The following is a 14,387-nucleotide window of genomic DNA, read 5'->3' on the forward strand; positions in this document are numbered from 1 at the left end:
GGCGGCGCCCCCCCCCCCCCCGGGGCCGGGGGGGGGGCCGCCCCCGGGCGCCCGCCGGCCCCGGGCCCCGGGGGGGCCCCCCCCCCCCCCCGGGGCCCCCCCCCCGGGGGGGGGGGCGCCCCGATCCGGTTTCCGTCAGTGGGTCACGGCTTGAGGACGAGGGTGTCGCTCGTGCTGTCGTCGACCGCCTTGGCCGAGAACGACCAGGGCAGCAGTTCGCCCTTGGCCCACAGGCTCGTCTGGTCCGTGTAGTGCGCGCTGAAGGCGTGCCCGGAGGCGCCGGTCAGGTTGATCCACCTGGACTTGTCGAAGTCGGCGAGGTTGACCACCATCCGCATGGACGGCACCCAGACGACGTTGTAGCCGCCGGCGGCGTTCCAGCCGGTCGCGTTCACCGTGGCCTCGCCGCCGCTGAGCTTCCAGGGGCCGCGGTTGAGGACGTACTGCAGGGCCTTGGGGCCGTCGGTGCCGAGCGTCTGGTTCTTCAGGAACAGGCGGTGCAGCCGGCCCCAGCTCCAGGTGTCGATGTCCTTGCCGAGCTTGGCGGTCAGCTCCCAGCGGGCGTCGATCATGGCGCGGCGGAAGAGCTGGTCCATGTTGTTCGCCGGGGGGCGGGTGCCCGACTTGGGGGTCTTCCACCAGTCGCTGTCCGGCTTCTCCATGAGGGTGCGCACGACCTCGAACCAGCGGTCGCCGCCGTCCGGCTGCGCCTGGTCGGCGTCGCGCTCGCCGCATTCGCGCACCTTGGTGTCGTCGTCGACCGGGCCGGTGCTGTCGATCTTGTCGACCCACAGGCACTGTCCCTGGACGCGCAGTTCCTTGGGGAGCTTGTTGCCGAAGGCGAGCTTGAGGATGTTGCGCCAGACCGCGTTGAAGTAGGCGGCCGCCGCGGAGTCGGACTCCTGGGTGTAGTCCCAGCCCTCCAGCAGCTTCTGCGCGTCGCGCACGTTCTTGTCGCCGAGGTTGATCTTCAGCAGCTTCGGCACCAGGAGCTTGGCGATCTCGCTGCTGTTGTCCAGCTGCATCTGCCGCATGTCGTCGGTGGAGATCTTGCCGCCGTCCTTGATCTTGGACTCGATCAGGTCGGTGATGCGCTGGCTGCGGGCGCCGTAACCCCAGTCGGTGGTGAGGGTGTACGGGTACTTGTCCTTGTCGACCACGGCCTGGTTGGCGGTGACGATGTAGCCGCGCTTGGGGTCGTACTCGTAGGGCAGCTCGTTCTGCTTGATGAAGCCGGTCCAGCGGTACTTCGAGTCCCAGCCCGGCGCGGGGATCGAGCCGTCGTCCGCGGACGACCGCGTGGGGATCCTGCCGGGCAGCGTGTAGCCGATGTGGTTGTCGGTGTCGGCGTAGACGAGGTTCTGCGAGGGCACGTCGAACAGGGCGGCGGCCTGACGGAAGTCGCTCCAGTCCGCGGCCTTGTCGAGGGCGAACACGGCGTCCATGGAGGTGCCCGGGTCCAGCGCGGTCCACCTCAGGGCGATGCCGTAGCCGTCGCCGCGGTCGGGGGCGGCGGTGTTGACCGTGGCCCGCTTGCCGACCTGGACGAGTTCGTCGTCGCGGTCGGACAGCAGTGGCATCCCGTCCTTGGTCTGGCGTACGACGATCTTCTTGGACGCGCCGCCGGCGACCTTGATGGTCTCCTCGCGGGTCTTGAAGGGGCGGATCTTGCCGTCGTACAGGTAGCCGTTCGCGCTCACCTTCTCCAGGTAGAGGTCGGTGACGTCGACCCCGGAGTTGGTCATGCCCCAGGCGATGTTCGCGTTGTGGCCGATGATCACACCGGGCATGCCGGCGAAGGTGTAGCCGGTCACGTCGTACTGGCACGTGCTGGAGACGCTGCGGCAGTGCAGGCCCATCTGGTACCAGACCGACGGCAGCGACGCCGACAGGTGCGGGTCGTTGGCGAGCAGCGGCTTCTTGGTGATGGTGTACTTCCCGGACACCACCCACGAGTTGGAGCCGATGCCCTGGCCGTTCACTCCGACGGCCGTCGGAACGTCGTCCAGGACGTTGTAGAGGCCCGCCAGCTGGCTTGTGAGCGACGATCCTGACGTGGCCGAGGTGGAGGAGCCGGTCGTGCCCGTCGAGCCCGCAGAGCCGCCTGTGGCGCCGCCGGTGTTGCCGGAGGTACCCGTCGTACCCGTCGTGCCGGTGTTCTGCGAGGTTCCGGAGGCGCCGCTCTGCTGGAAGGAATGGGTCAGCTCGCTGTACCGGCCTTCCTGCACGATCGGCTTGTTCCGGCTGTACGGGTACTCCGGGTACAGGTCCTGGATCTGCTGCGGGCCGAGCCGGCTGGTCATCAGGGCGCGGTCGATCTCGTCCTGCATGTTGCCGCGCAGGTCCCAGGCCATCGCCTTCAGCCACGAGATCGAGTCGACCGGGGTCCACTTCTCGGGCTTGTAGTCGTTGGTGAAGCCCAGGGCGGCGTACTCCAGGGAGATGTCCTTGCCGTCCTTGCCCTGGAGGTAGGCGTTGACGCCCTTGGCGTACGCCTGGAGGTACTTCTTCGTGGCGGCCGACAGCTTGGTGTCGTACTCCTGCCCGGCGATCCGGTCCCAGCCCAGGGTGCGCAGGAACTCGTCGTTCTTGACCTGGCTCTTGCCGAACATCTCCGACAGGCGCCCGGAGGTCATGTGCCGGCGCACGTCCATCTCGTAGAACCGGTCCTGCGCCTGGACGTAGCCCTGCGCCATGAACAGGTCCTCGTCGGAGGACGCGTAGATCTGCGGGATGCCGTTGCCGTCCCGCTTGACGTCGACCGGCCCCGACAGGCCCTGGAGCGTGATCGAACCCTTGGTCTGGGGGAAGGAGGCGCGGACGGTGCTGATCGACCAGTACGCGCCGAAGGCGATGCCTCCGATGACGGCCAGTACCAGCACCAGCACGATCAGGCGGGCTTTGCGCCCCTTCTTCCTGCCGGACTTGGCGGGCGCGGCACCGGTGGTGGCGGTGTCACCCGTTGTGGCGGTGGTGTTGGGGGGCATCGCTGTCCTTGCTGTCCTAACGCGAGCGGCAGGTCGGGCTGTGACTTTGAATGAGCGCTGGAGCAACCATAGGCGCAGGGCCCTGTCCCGCTTGACGCGGAGTCGCGAACCAGCGCGCACGAGCGTTCGATCTTGCCCCGCGAAGCGTCAAGAAAGCGTCAAGAGTTAGGTAAGGTAACGAAGTACTTGGGTGCGGTGCGCCGCAGCCTCGGGTCTTGTGCACGCGAGCTCGCGCCCCCGGCGCGCGGGCCAAGGAAGGGAACCGCCGCTGACTGTTCACCACCTCAACCAGCTCCTGCTCGTCTGCTCCGTGGTCCTGCTCGTCGCCGTCGCGGCCGTCCGGATCTCCTCCCGCAGCGGGCTCCCCAGCCTGCTCGTGTACCTGGGGATCGGCGTCCTCATGGGCCAGGACGGCATCGGCGAGATCCACTTCAACAGCGCCGCGGTGACCCAGGTCATGGGGTACGCGGCCTTGGTCGTGATCCTCGCCGAGGGCGGTCTCGGCACGAAGTGGAAGGAGATCAGGCCGGTCCTGTCGTCCGCCTCCGTCCTGGCGACCGCCGGAGTCGCCATCAGCGTGGGCGTCACCGCGGCGGGCGCGCACTATCTGGTCGGGCTGGAGTGGCGGCAGGCGCTCATCATCGGCGCGGTGGTGTCCTCGACGGACGCTGCGGCGGTCTTCTCCGTGCTGCGCAGGGTTCCCCTCCCCGCGCGCGTGACGGGCACGCTGGAGGCGGAGTCCGGTTTCAACGACGCCCCGGTGGTCATCCTGGTCGTCGCCTTCTCCACGGCCGGCCCGGTCGAGCACTGGTACGTCCTGCTGGGCGAGATAGCCCTGGAACTGGCCATCGGCGCGGCCATAGGGCTCGCGGTGGGCTGGTTCGGCTCCTGGGGGCTCAGGCACGTGGCCCTGCCGGCCTCCGGTCTCTACCCGATCGCGGTCATGGCGATCGCCGTGACCGCGTACGCCGCCGGCGCGCTGGGGCACGGCAGCGGCTTCCTGGCCGTCTATCTGGCCGCGATGATGCTCGGCAACGCCAAGCTCCCGCACTGGCCGGCCACACGCGGCTTCGCCGAGGGGCTCGGCTGGATCGCCCAGATCGGCATGTTCGTCGTACTCGGCCTGCTGGTCACCCCGCACGAGCTGGGCGACGATGTCGTACCGGCCCTGGTCATCGGGCTGGTCCTCACCATGGTGGCCCGCCCGCTGAGCGTGGTCCTCAGCCTGGCGCCGTTCCGTGTGCCGTGGCAGGAGCAGACGCTGATGTCGTGGGCGGGCCTGCGCGGCGCCGTGCCCATCATCCTGGCGACCATCCCGATGGTGAACGGCGTCACCGGCAGCCGCCGCATCTTCAACATCGTCTTCGTGCTGGTCGTGGTCTACACCCTCGTCCAGGGGCCGACGCTGCCCTGGCTGGCCCGCACGCTGCGGCTGGGCGAGGCGGGCGAGGCCTCCGACCTCGGCATCGAGTCGGCGCCGCTGGAACGGCTGCGCGGACATCTGCTGTCCGTCTCGATCCCCGAGGGCTCCCGGATGCACGGGGTGGAGGTCAGCGAGCTGCGCCTGCCGCCAGGGGCCGCCGTCACCCTCGTCGTGCGCGAAGAAAAATCGTTCGTTCCGCTGCCCTCGACGGTGTTGCGGCGAGGCGACGAACTGCTCGTCGTCGCCACCGACCCGGTCCGCGACGCGGCGGAACGCCGTCTGCGCGCGGTCGCCCACGGCGGCAAACTGGCGGGCTGGCTCGGCACGAACGGGGCGAGCAGCTCACATTAAGGGCGCGTTCCCTGACGTTCACGCTCCCTTCCCGTGAAATCCCAGGTGGCCCCTTCCGTGGTGCTCGTTTTCACAGCTGGAGGAGGATGTGATCCCTGTAGCATGAAGGCGCACCCTGATCGAACCAACTCTGCCTGACGCAGAGCTGGCGCGACCGTATGGCGGCCGGGTCCCCCACCCGCAGTGGGCGCCGGTATCTACCGCAGTTTGCGCAAGAGGACAGCTCTCGGCGCCCGGGCCCACACCAGGCCCGCGCTACCAGGCGGCAGAAAGGCACGGGCCGTGGGATCCACGGTCACCACCACCGAACCGGAGAAGACCTCGCCGGCCTCGTCCCGCCCGGGATACGGACAGCTGCTGCGCACCCGCGGCGCCTGGACCTTCCTGCTCCCCGGCTTCGCGGCGCGCCAGCCGTTCGCGATGCTCACCATCTCCATCGTGCTGCTCGTGCAGCACACCACCGGCTCGTACGGCGCCGCGGGCGCCACCGCGGCCGCCACCGGTGTCTCCATGGCGCTGTTCGCGCCGTACAGCGGGCGCCTCGCCGACCGCTACGGCCAGCGCGCCGTGCTGATTCCCGGCGTGCTGGTGCACACGCTGTCCGGCCTGTCGCTCACGGCGCTCGCGCTGGCGCACGCGCCCCTGTGGGCGCTGTTCCTGGCGGCCGTCCCGACCGGCGCCTCGGTGCCGCAGATCGGCCCCATGGTGCGTGCGCGCTGGGGCGTGAAGCTGCAGGGTTCGCCGCTGATGACCACCGCGGCGGCGTTCGAGTCGGTCACGGACGAGCTGACCTTCGTCTTCGGCCCGCTGCTGGCGACCGCGCTGTGCACCGCCGTGACCCCGGCGGCCGGCCTGGTCACGGAGGGCGCGCTGACCCTCGTCGGCGGTCTGCTGTTCGCCGCGCAGAAGGGCACGCAGCCGCCGGTGTCCGGTGCGGGCGGGCACGCGCGCGTGAAGCACGCCTCCGCGCTGCGCGTGCCGGGCGTGCGCGTGCTGGTGGTGACCTTCCTGGGCATCGGGTCCGTCTTCGGCGGCATGCAGGTGTCGCTCGCGGCGTTCACCGAGTCCATCGGCGAGCCCGGCCTGAACGGTGTCCTGTACGGCGTCTTCGCCGCCGGCAACATGCTGTCCGGCATCGTCTGCGGCGCGATCGCCTGGAAGAGCGCCCCCCAGCGCCGCCTGGCCGTCGGCTACACGGCGCTGGCGATCGTCGCGTCCGCCCTGTGGACGGCGCACTCGGTGCCGCTGCTCGCCGGGCTCGGTCTGCTGGTGGGCATGTGCATCGCGCCGGCGCTGATCACCGGCTACACGCTGGTCGAGGGCCTGGTCCCGGCCGGCGCCCGCACGGAGGCCTTCACCTGGCTGACCGGCGCGGTCGCGCTCGGGCAGGCGGCCGCCGTCACGGCCGCCGGACAGCTGGAGGACCGGCTGTGGGACGGCGCGGGATTCCTGGTGCCGATGGCCGGCACGGTGCTCGCGCTGGCCACCCTGCTGGCGCTGCGGTCGCGGCTGGTCGCGCCGCCGCAGAACCGTACTGTCGCACGTGGCGTCGGTCACCGCGTGCCGGTGGCGGTGGACTGAATCCCAGGAATACGTCACTATGGACCGTCGTTAGCACTCATTGAGTCAGAGTGCCAGGAGGAAGACAGTGCCGACCTACCAGTACCAGTGCACCGAGTGCGGCGAGGGCCTTGAGGCGGTGCAGAAGTTCACCGACGACGCCCTGACCGAGTGCCCCAGCTGCGGTGGCCGCCTGAAGAAGGTGTTCTCCGCGGTCGGCATCGTCTTCAAGGGCTCCGGCTTCTACCGCAACGACTCCCGCGGCTCCACGTCGAGCAGCAGCCCGGCGTCGAAGTCCTCGAGCACGTCGTCGTCGAGCTCGACGAGCTCGTCCTCGTCGGACTCGAAGCCGTCCTCGTCGAGCTCCGCCAACAGCTCCGCGGCCTGACCTGCTCTTTCCCCGGACCCTGCCGTCGTACGACGGCAGGGTCTTCGGCGTTTCCCGGCGCCGCTCCCCCACGGCTTCACCGCCCGCTAGTGTGCTGGTCATGGCGAACGCAGAGATCGGCGTAATCGGTGGCTCGGGCTTCTACTCGTTCCTCGACGACGTGACCGAGGTCCAGGTGGAGACCCCCTACGGGCCGCCCAGCGACTCCCTCTTCCTCGGCGAGATCGCCGGCCAGCGGGTCGCCTTCCTGCCCCGGCACGGCCGCGGCCACCACCTGCCGCCGCACCGCATCAACTACCGCGCCAACCTCTGGGCGCTGCGCTCGGTCGGCGTCCGGCAGGTGCTCGGCCCCTGCGCGGTGGGCGGGCTGCAGCCCGAGTACGGCCCCGGCACCCTGCTCGTGCCGGACCAGTTCGTGGACCGGACGAAGTCCCGGATGCAGTCGTACTTCGACGGGCTGCCGCTGCCCGACGGCACCGTGCCGAACGTCGTGCACGTCTCCATGGCCGACCCCTACTGCCCCACCGGACGGGCCGTCGCCCTGAAGGCCGCCCGGGGGCGGGACTGGGAGCCGGTGGACGGCGGCACGCTGGTCGTGGTCGAGGGGCCGCGCTTCTCGACGCGTGCCGAATCGCTGTGGCACCGGGCGCAGGGCTGGTCGGTCGTGGGCATGACCGGCCACCCGGAAGCGGCGCTCGCCCGGGAACTGGAACTCTGCTACACGTCGCTGACCCTGGTCACCGACCTCGACGCCGGCGCCGAGACCGGCGAGGGCGTCTCGCACGAGGAGGTGCTGCGGGTGTTCGCGGCCAATGTGGACCGGCTGCGCGGCGTGCTGTTCGACGCGGTGGCGGCACTGCCGGAAACCGGGGCACGGGACTGCCTGTGCGTGAACGCGCTCGGCGGAATGGATCCGGGCTTCGAGCTGCCGTAGCACCGTCGCGAGAAGACCCGGAATTCCCCGTTCGGGTGGCCGGGTTTTCCACAATCCGTCCGTCGTCCACCGGCTCCGGCGGAATGCGGCGCGAGGCCTCATCGTGGCATCGCAAGCCGAATTCCTCGTCGCAGGCGGTGATTCCCGTGCCTTCGTCCCCGTCCTTGAATCCGTCCCCCGCCCCGTCCCCGCCCTCTCCGCATTTTCCAGCTCCGCTCCGGCTTCCGCGTCCGCTGGGCACGGACGCCCCGGCGACCTGTGAGATCCCGCAGTTCCCGCCGGTGCGGGTGCGCGGCGGGCGGTATCGGATGCAGCGGCTCGTACGGCACCGCGGGCGGGCCATCGCGGCCGGCCTCGCGGTCACCGCGGCCGCGCTCATCGCCGCGGGGCCGCGCACGGGAACCGCACCGCAGCGTGCGGAACAGGCCCCGGGCCACCCGGTCACGGTGCCCGTGCGCCGGCCCGCGGCCGTGGACGTGGTGACGGCGCCCGTGCGGATCGCCGACGCGGCCACCGTCCGGCTCCTACGGCCCGGCGACCGCGTCGACGTCATCGCCGCCGGGGACCCGTCGGCCGGCGGCGCCGCACGAGTGCTCGCGCGCGGCGTGCGGGTGACCAAGGTGCCCGAGCCGCTGGAGGACGGGGCCGAGAGCGGGGCGCTGGTCGTGCTGTCGGTGCCGCGTGCCACCGCGGCCCGGCTCGTCGGCGCGAGCGCCACGGCGCGCTTGGCGGTGACGCTGTGCTGAACCGACTGGGACGCTTCCTCGGCGGCTTGCTGTCAAGTCGCTCGATCGAACGGCGGGACTGAACACGGTGGGCTCACCGTGCCGTAGGTTGCGGAGCGTTTCGTTCCACACCCTGCGTATGCGAGGAGAGTCCCCGAGGTGAGCGCGAAGAAGGAACCGAGCGTCTGGCAGGGCTTCAAGGCCTTCCTGATGCGCGGCAACGTCGTCGATCTGGCAGTCGCGGTGGTCATCGGCGCGGCCTTCACGAACATCGTGAACTCGGTGGTGAAGGGGGTGATCAACCCGCTGGTGGGGGCGATCGGCACGCAGAACCTGGATCACTACAGCTTCTGCCTGAAGGACCCGTGTGCGGTGGGCCCGGACGGCTCGGTCAAGAGCGGTGTGCCGATCCTGTGGGGCACGGTTCTCGGTGCGACGCTGACGTTCGTGATCACCGCCGCGGTCGTGTACTTCCTGATGATCCTGCCGATGTCGAAGTACCTGGCGCGGCAGACGGCCCGCAAGGCGGCGCGGGAGGGCACCAAGGAGGTCATCGAGGTGACCGAGCTGGAGGTGCTCAAGGAGATCCGCGACGCGCTGGTCGCGCAGCGTGGATCTGGGCACGACGAGCGCTAGCGGCGCTGCCGCGGACGGCTCACAGGTGGTGGGGCGGCTTCTCGTCGAGGAAGCGCTTGAGGTCGGCGGCGCTGTCGCCGTCCGTGCGCTCGCCCCACCCGCGGTCGGTGTCGTCCGAGGACTGCTGGTCCAGCGGGTCGTCGAAGACCAGCGCGGGCTTCGGCTCGCGGGGCTCGGATGCGGGGGCGGTGCTCATGCCACAAGGGTACGGCCCCGGCCCACGCGCCCCCGCGCGTCCGGCGCCCCCGGTGGGGGCCGCTTGTGAATGCGTTCATTGCCTGCTGACGCCGTCACAACGCCTTCCGAACGCTTTTCTGCTGTGCTGAGGGGCATGATGTCGAGTCCCGCTCCGGCGCCCGCCTCCGCGGGCGCACCCCAGCCCTCCGGACCGCTGCGACGGCTCGTCGCGCGCGGGCGCGACGAGGCTCACCGGGTCTCCTCGCCCCTGGAGCTCTTCTTCGACCTGTGCTTCGTCGTGGCGATCGCACAGGCGGGCGCGCAACTGGTGCACGCCGTCGCCGAGGGGCACGCGGGCGACGGCATCCTCAACTACGCCATGCTGTTCTTCTCCATCTGGTGGGCCTGGATGAACTTCACCTGGTTCGCCTCGGCGTACGACAACGACGATGCGCTCTACCGGGTCGTCACCCTGGTGCAGATCGCCGGCGTCCTGGTCCTGGCCGCCGGCATCTCCCGGGCCTTCCAGCAGCACGACTACCTGCTGGTCTGGCTCGGCTATGTGATCATGCGGCTGGCGATGGCCACGCAGTGGCTGAGAGCCGCGAGATCGACCGAGGGCGCCGAGAGAACCATGGGGTTGCGGTACGCGTGCGGCGTGCTCCTGTGCCAGGTCGGCTGGCTCGGACTGCTGCTGCTGCCCCAACCCGCCCGGCCCTGGGTGTTCCTGGTGATGGCGATCGCGGAGATGTGCGTGCCGCTGTTCGCCGAGAAGGACTACGAGACCTCCTGGCACCCGCACCACATCGCCGAGCGATACGGCCTGTTCACCATCATCGTGCTGGGCGAGACGGTCGCCGCGGCGACCGTTGCCGTGAAGGGGGCCTTCGACGAGCGCAACGCACTGGCCGAGCTGCTGCCCATCGCGGCGGGCGGGCTGCTGATCGTCTTCTCCGCGTGGTGGATCTACTTCGTGGTGCCCATCCACGGCCACCTGCGCGCCAACGGCCAGGCGTTCCTGTGGGGTTACGGCCACTACCTGATCTTCTCCTCCGCCGCCGCGATCGGCGCGGGCCTGGAGGTGGTCGTGGAACACGCGGTCGGCAAGACAGCCATCTCCACGCTGTCCGCGTCGGCGTCCGTGACGCTGCCGACGGCGCTGTATCTGCTCACCGTCTGGGTGCTCCACTCGCGGCACTTCAAGGTCGGCATCGCCCAGCAACTGGTGCTGCCGGTCGCGGCGCTGCTGGTGATCTGCTGCACCTTCCTGGGTGACTGGGCGGTGTTCGCGGCGGGACTGATGTGCTCGGCCGCGGTCGCCGTCGGGGTGATACTGACGGCGCGCATGGTCGGCCGGGGGCGTGCGGCGAGCGCCACTGCTCCGGCGGGCTGAGTCCTCGCAGGCACCGGAGGGGCGAGACTGGCCTCCATGACAGTTGACGCAATCACGGACGTCGCCGGGGTGCGGGTGGGGCACGCCACCCGCAGCGGGGACGGCTGGCTCACCGGCACCACGGTCGTGCTCGCTCCGGAGGGCGGCGCGGTCGTCGCCGTGGACGTGCGCGGCGGCGGACCCGGTACCAAGGAGACCGACGCGCTGGACCCGCGCAACGTGGTGCAGCGGGTCGACGCGGTCGTGCTGACCGGTGGAAGCGCGTACGGGCTCGACGCGGCGTCCGGCGTGATGGCCTGGCTGGAGGAGCAGCGGCGCGGAGTGCGGGTGGGGCCAGACCCGGCGCATGTGGTTCCGGTCGTGCCCGCGGCGTGCGTCTTCGACCTGGGGCGCGGAGACTTCCGCGCGCGACCGGACGCGGCGACCGGGCGTGCGGCGGTGGAGGCCGCAGCGGCGAGCGCGCCGGGCACCGAGGTGCCGCAGGGGTGCGTCGGGGCCGGGACGGGCGCCGTGGCAGGGCGGATCAAGGGCGGCGTGGGCACCGCGAGCACGGTGCTCGACTCGGGGATCACCGTGGCCGCGCTGGTCGTCGTGAACGCTGCCGGATCGGTGATCGAGCCCGAGACGGGGGCGCTGTACGGGGAGTTGTGCCAGGGGCGGGTGAAGTACCCCGAGGAGCGCGTGCACGAGGCCGCGCGCCGGCGCCTCGACGAAACCGCCGCCAAGCACGCGCCGCCTCCGCTCAACACGACGTTGGCGGTCGTCGCGACCGACGCGGACCTCTCCAAGACGCAGGCGCAGAAGCTGGCGGGCACGGCGCACGACGGGATCGCGCGCGCCGTACGGCCGGTGCACCTCATGAACGACGGCGACACGGTGTTCGCGCTGGCGACCGGCGCGCGCGCTCTCGCCGGGCACCCCCTGGAGCTCAACGCCATCATCGCCGCCGGCGCGGATGTCGTGACCCGCGCGATCGTACGGGGCGTGCGCGCCGCCGAGTCGGTCGACGGGCCCGGTGGAGTGTGGCCGTCGTACGGGGAGTTGTACGGGGCGAGGTAGGGACGGTGCGCGGCGGGGCGGCCGGCTGAGGACGGGCGGGAACCGGTCCCGGCGTTGCATTGTCGCGGTTGTGTCACGTGATGGCGTTCACCGGGAGAGGTCGGGAACCTTCCCGGCCGCCAGTGCCCTCTTTCTTCACGCACTGGAACGGATCACGCACATCACACGAACCTGGAGCAGCCCGTGACAACGCCGGACATTGCAGCGCGGCGCGTACTGGGGGCCTGTGCCGCCCTGGTGGTCGGCAGCCTCGCCCTGACCGCTTGCGGTGGCGACGCCAACGCCACCGACAACGGCAAGGGCGGCAAGAACTCCCCCAAGGCGTCGACGGCGCAGATCCTGATCTCGGCCAAGGACGGGCGGTTTCCACTGATCGTTGCGAATCAGCGGTAGGCGAGTTGTTTTGACCAGCGTCTCATGGCCTCGGCAGGGGTGCGGTCTCCCAGGATGTGGCGAGGGCGTTCGTTGAGTTGCCGTTCGACTTGCGCGAGGTCACGGGCAGTGTAGGGGCGGAGGTCGATGCCTTTCGGGAAGTACTCGCGCAGTAGTCCGTTGGTGTTTTCGTTGGTGCCGCGTTGCCAGGGGCTGTGCGGGTCGCAGAAGTAGATCCGGAATCCTGTCAGGTCCTCTATCTGCTCGTGGAGGTAGAGTTCGCGGCCCTGGTCCCAGGTGAGGGTGCGGCGTAGTGAGGTGGGTAGGTCGCCGGTCTGCTCGACGAGCGCGTCGCGTATCTGTGGGGCTTTCCAGCCGTCGGGTAGGTGGATGAGGCGGACGTAGCGGGTGGCGCGGTCGACCAGGGTCCCGATCGCAGAGCTTTGTGCCCTGCCGAGGATGAGGTCTCCTTCCCAGTGGCCGGCCTGTCGGCGTTCCTCGGCCTCGCGGGGGCGTGTGTGAACTGGCCGCATGCGCGGGATGGCGTTCTTGGTGGGTATGCCCCGGCGCTGCTTCTTGCGGCGAGTGTGTCGGCTCCGCAGCCGGGCAGTGCGCTTCTCCAGCAGCCCGTTGTAGAGGGCACGGTAGATGGTCTCCGGGCAGGCGTTCATCGCCGGCTGTCCAGGGCGAGTGCGGGCCAGGTACCGAGTGATCTGCTGCGGTGACCAGCGCTCTTTGAGCTTGTCGTTGACGATGTCACGTAGCTGAGGGTTTGCTCGGAGTTTCTCCGGCTTCGGACGGCGTCGGCGCAGGATGGCCTGGTTGTGCGACCACCAGGGGTTATAGGTGCCGTTGGGACCGCGGCCGCGGGAGATCTCCCGGTAGACGGTCGAGCGGTGTTTGCCAATCTCCCCGGCGATCGCCGAAGCCGTGTGACCAGCAAGCAGGCCCTCGGCGATCGCGATCCGGTCGTCCTGGCTCAGATAGCGTTCGTCGATGGGTTTGTCGGGCAGCAGCATGCGTCCAGCCTTGACGAACCACACCGAGCCCGCGCTGGTGGATACGCCCACATGGCGGGCAGCGGCTGCCCCTTTCAGGCCACCTCTACGCAGTTCGAAGTACCTCTTGGGCACCGACAGCGGCAAGCGATTTGGCGGATACTTCGGCATCAGACGGACTCCATCCAGGAGTCGCGACCACCGATGGAAACCGCCACGGTTCGACCGGGGCGTCCATCAACGCGACCGGCGTGAAGGTCAGCGGCGGCAAACTGACCGAGGTGAGGATGACCGTCGCCGAGTCGGGGCGGACCGTGGCGGGCGCGATATCGGCGGACGGCGGCAGCTGGAGGCCGAAGCGGCAGCTGGAGCGCGGGACGAAGTACGAGCTCGACGCGACCGCGAAGGACTCCGGCGGGCGTACCACCACGACCAGGTCCGTCTTCACCACCGTCACGACGGCGAGCAGCTTCATCGGCACCTACACGCCGGACAACGGCACCACGGTCGGGGTGGGCATGCCGGTGTCGTTCAAGTTCGACAAGTCGATCACCGACAAGAAGGCCGTGCAGTCGCACATCACGGTCGACTCCAGCAGTGGTCAGCAGGTGGTCGGGCACTGGTTCGGGGACCAGCGGCTGGACTTCCGGCCGCAGGAGTACTGGAAGGCCGGCTCCAGGGTCACGCTGAAGATCGACCTGGACGGGGTTCAGGGGGCGAAGGGCGTCTACGGCGTGCAGAGGAAGACCGTCTCCTTCACCGTCGGGCGGTCGCAGGTCTCCACGGTCGACGCCGCCACTCAGACCATGACCGTGGTACGGGACGGCAGGACGATCAAGACGGTTCCGATCTCCACCGGCGACCCGCAGCACACCACGTACAACGGGCAGATGGTGATTTCCGAGAAGTTCCGGCAGACCCCCATGGACAGCCGGACGGTCGGTCTCGGCAACGCGTACAACATCCCGGACGTGCCGCACGCGATGCGCCTGACGGACTCCGGGACCTTCATCCACGGCAACTACTGGTACAACAAGGCCAATCCTCCCTTCGGCCGCGAGGGCACCAGCCACGGCTGCGTCGGGCTCGCGGACGTGCAGGGCGGGCAGGGCGCCACGTCGGCCAAGTGGTTCTTCGACAACTCGATCACCGGCGACGTCGTGATCGTGAAGAACTCCCCCGACAAGACCGTCGCGCCGGGCAACGGGCTCAACGGCTGGAACCTGCCGTGGAGCGCCTGGATCGCCGGAAGTGCCCTCTGAGCGGCCGTTTTTGACGACACGTCGGGCCGTGCGGGAACTTCTCGCGCGGCCCGCGCGTTTTCCTGGCGTACGTTTTCTCGGTTCCCGGACATGATGTCCGACCGAGGGGCTACGGTATGCAC

Annotated in this window: 13 protein-coding genes; 10 read left to right on the top strand and 3 right to left on the bottom strand. The window is 70.0% G+C overall.

Features of this window, described 5'->3' with window-relative positions; genetic code table 11:
- Positions 1–143 precede the first annotated feature (143 nt).
- Complete coding sequence (locus ACIBJF_RS41635) at positions 144–2,987, bottom strand: penicillin acylase family protein (RefSeq protein WP_399182048.1); 2,844 nt, start codon at positions 2,985–2,987, stop codon at positions 144–146.
- 217 nt (positions 2,988–3,204) lie between these two features.
- Between ACIBJF_RS41635 and ACIBJF_RS41640 the strand changes: the two genes are divergently transcribed.
- The 6 genes from ACIBJF_RS41640 to mscL all read left to right on the top strand — a co-directional run bounded on the left by ACIBJF_RS41640 (position 3,205) and on the right by mscL (position 9,004).
- The gene (locus ACIBJF_RS41640) at positions 3,205–4,761 is read left to right on the top strand and encodes a potassium/proton antiporter (RefSeq protein WP_399182050.1); all 1,557 of its coding nucleotides are present in this window, start codon (positions 3,205–3,207) and stop codon (positions 4,759–4,761) included.
- A gap of 282 nt (positions 4,762–5,043) precedes the next feature.
- Positions 5,044–6,342 (top strand): MFS transporter, encoded by a 1,299-nt coding sequence (locus ACIBJF_RS41645; RefSeq protein ID WP_399182051.1) that lies wholly within the window; start codon positions 5,044–5,046, stop codon positions 6,340–6,342.
- Between the two features lie 67 nt (positions 6,343–6,409).
- Positions 6,410–6,709, top strand: coding sequence for an FmdB family zinc ribbon protein (locus ACIBJF_RS41650; protein WP_399182053.1), 300 nt, complete (start codon positions 6,410–6,412; stop codon positions 6,707–6,709).
- A 100-nt stretch (positions 6,710–6,809) separates the two neighbouring features.
- Positions 6,810–7,643 (top strand): S-methyl-5'-thioadenosine phosphorylase, encoded by an 834-nt coding sequence (locus ACIBJF_RS41655; RefSeq protein WP_399182056.1) that lies wholly within the window; start codon positions 6,810–6,812, stop codon positions 7,641–7,643.
- Between the two features lie 137 nt (positions 7,644–7,780).
- Positions 7,781–8,389 (top strand): hypothetical protein, encoded by a 609-nt coding sequence (locus ACIBJF_RS41660; protein WP_399182058.1) that lies wholly within the window; start codon positions 7,781–7,783, stop codon positions 8,387–8,389.
- Positions 8,390–8,527: 138 nt separating this feature from the next.
- Positions 8,528–9,004: a large conductance mechanosensitive channel protein MscL gene (mscL, locus tag ACIBJF_RS41665; protein ID WP_399182060.1), complete on the top strand. Its 477-nt coding sequence runs from the start codon at positions 8,528–8,530 to the stop codon at positions 9,002–9,004.
- Positions 9,005–9,023: 19 nt separating this feature from the next.
- Here mscL and ACIBJF_RS41670 read toward each other — a convergent pair whose 3' ends face one another.
- Entirely contained in the window at positions 9,024–9,200 is a 177-nt protein-coding gene (locus tag ACIBJF_RS41670) for a hypothetical protein (protein ID WP_351807265.1), read from the bottom strand.
- Positions 9,201–9,335: 135 nt separating this feature from the next.
- Here ACIBJF_RS41670 and ACIBJF_RS41675 point away from each other — a divergent pair, with 135 nt between their 5' ends.
- From ACIBJF_RS41675 to ACIBJF_RS41685, 3 genes are all read left to right on the top strand, one after another.
- Positions 9,336–10,574, top strand: a complete 1,239-nt coding sequence (locus ACIBJF_RS41675; protein ID WP_399182062.1) for a low temperature requirement protein A — start codon at positions 9,336–9,338, stop codon at positions 10,572–10,574.
- A gap of 36 nt (positions 10,575–10,610) precedes the next feature.
- Entirely contained in the window at positions 10,611–11,633 is a 1,023-nt protein-coding gene (locus tag ACIBJF_RS41680) for a P1 family peptidase (protein WP_399182064.1), read from the top strand.
- A 183-nt stretch (positions 11,634–11,816) separates the two neighbouring features.
- Positions 11,817–12,026, top strand: a complete 210-nt coding sequence (locus ACIBJF_RS41685) for a hypothetical protein (protein ID WP_399182066.1) — start codon at positions 11,817–11,819, stop codon at positions 12,024–12,026.
- On the opposite strand, the gene ACIBJF_RS41690 is transcribed toward ACIBJF_RS41685, so the two are convergent.
- On the bottom strand, positions 12,017–13,174 hold the full coding sequence (locus ACIBJF_RS41690) for an IS30 family transposase (protein ID WP_399182068.1): 1,158 nt from the start codon (positions 13,172–13,174) through the stop codon (positions 12,017–12,019). The genes ACIBJF_RS41685 and ACIBJF_RS41690 overlap by 10 nt on opposite strands.
- Between ACIBJF_RS41690 and ACIBJF_RS41695 the strand changes: the two genes are divergently transcribed.
- Positions 13,156–14,265: an Ig-like domain-containing protein gene (locus ACIBJF_RS41695; protein ID WP_399182070.1), complete on the top strand. Its 1,110-nt coding sequence runs from the start codon at positions 13,156–13,158 to the stop codon at positions 14,263–14,265. The two genes, ACIBJF_RS41690 and ACIBJF_RS41695, sit on opposite strands and share 19 nt — an antisense overlap.
- Positions 14,266–14,387 lie beyond the last annotated feature (122 nt).

The sequence above is a fragment of the Streptomyces sp. NPDC050743 genome, assembly GCF_044456925.1.
GTDB lineage: Bacteria > Actinomycetota > Actinomycetes > Streptomycetales > Streptomycetaceae > Streptomyces.

Bases quoted from the DNA above. Each gene is read 5' to 3' on its own strand.
- ACIBJF_RS41680 (WP_399182064.1), top strand. From the start codon at position 10,611: ATGACAGTTGACGCAATCACGGACGTCGCCGGGGTGCGGGTGGGGCAC.
- ACIBJF_RS41635 (WP_399182048.1), bottom strand. From the start codon at position 2,987: ATGCCCCCCAACACCACCGCCACAACGGGTGACACCGCCACCACCGGT.
- ACIBJF_RS41670 (WP_351807265.1), bottom strand. From the start codon at position 9,200: ATGAGCACCGCCCCCGCATCCGAGCCCCGCGAGCCGAAGCCCGCGCTG.
- ACIBJF_RS41690 (WP_399182068.1), bottom strand. From the start codon at position 13,174: ATGCCGAAGTATCCGCCAAATCGCTTGCCGCTGTCGGTGCCCAAGAGG.
- ACIBJF_RS41675 (WP_399182062.1), top strand. From the start codon at position 9,336: ATGATGTCGAGTCCCGCTCCGGCGCCCGCCTCCGCGGGCGCACCCCAG.
- ACIBJF_RS41655 (WP_399182056.1), top strand. From the start codon at position 6,810: ATGGCGAACGCAGAGATCGGCGTAATCGGTGGCTCGGGCTTCTACTCG.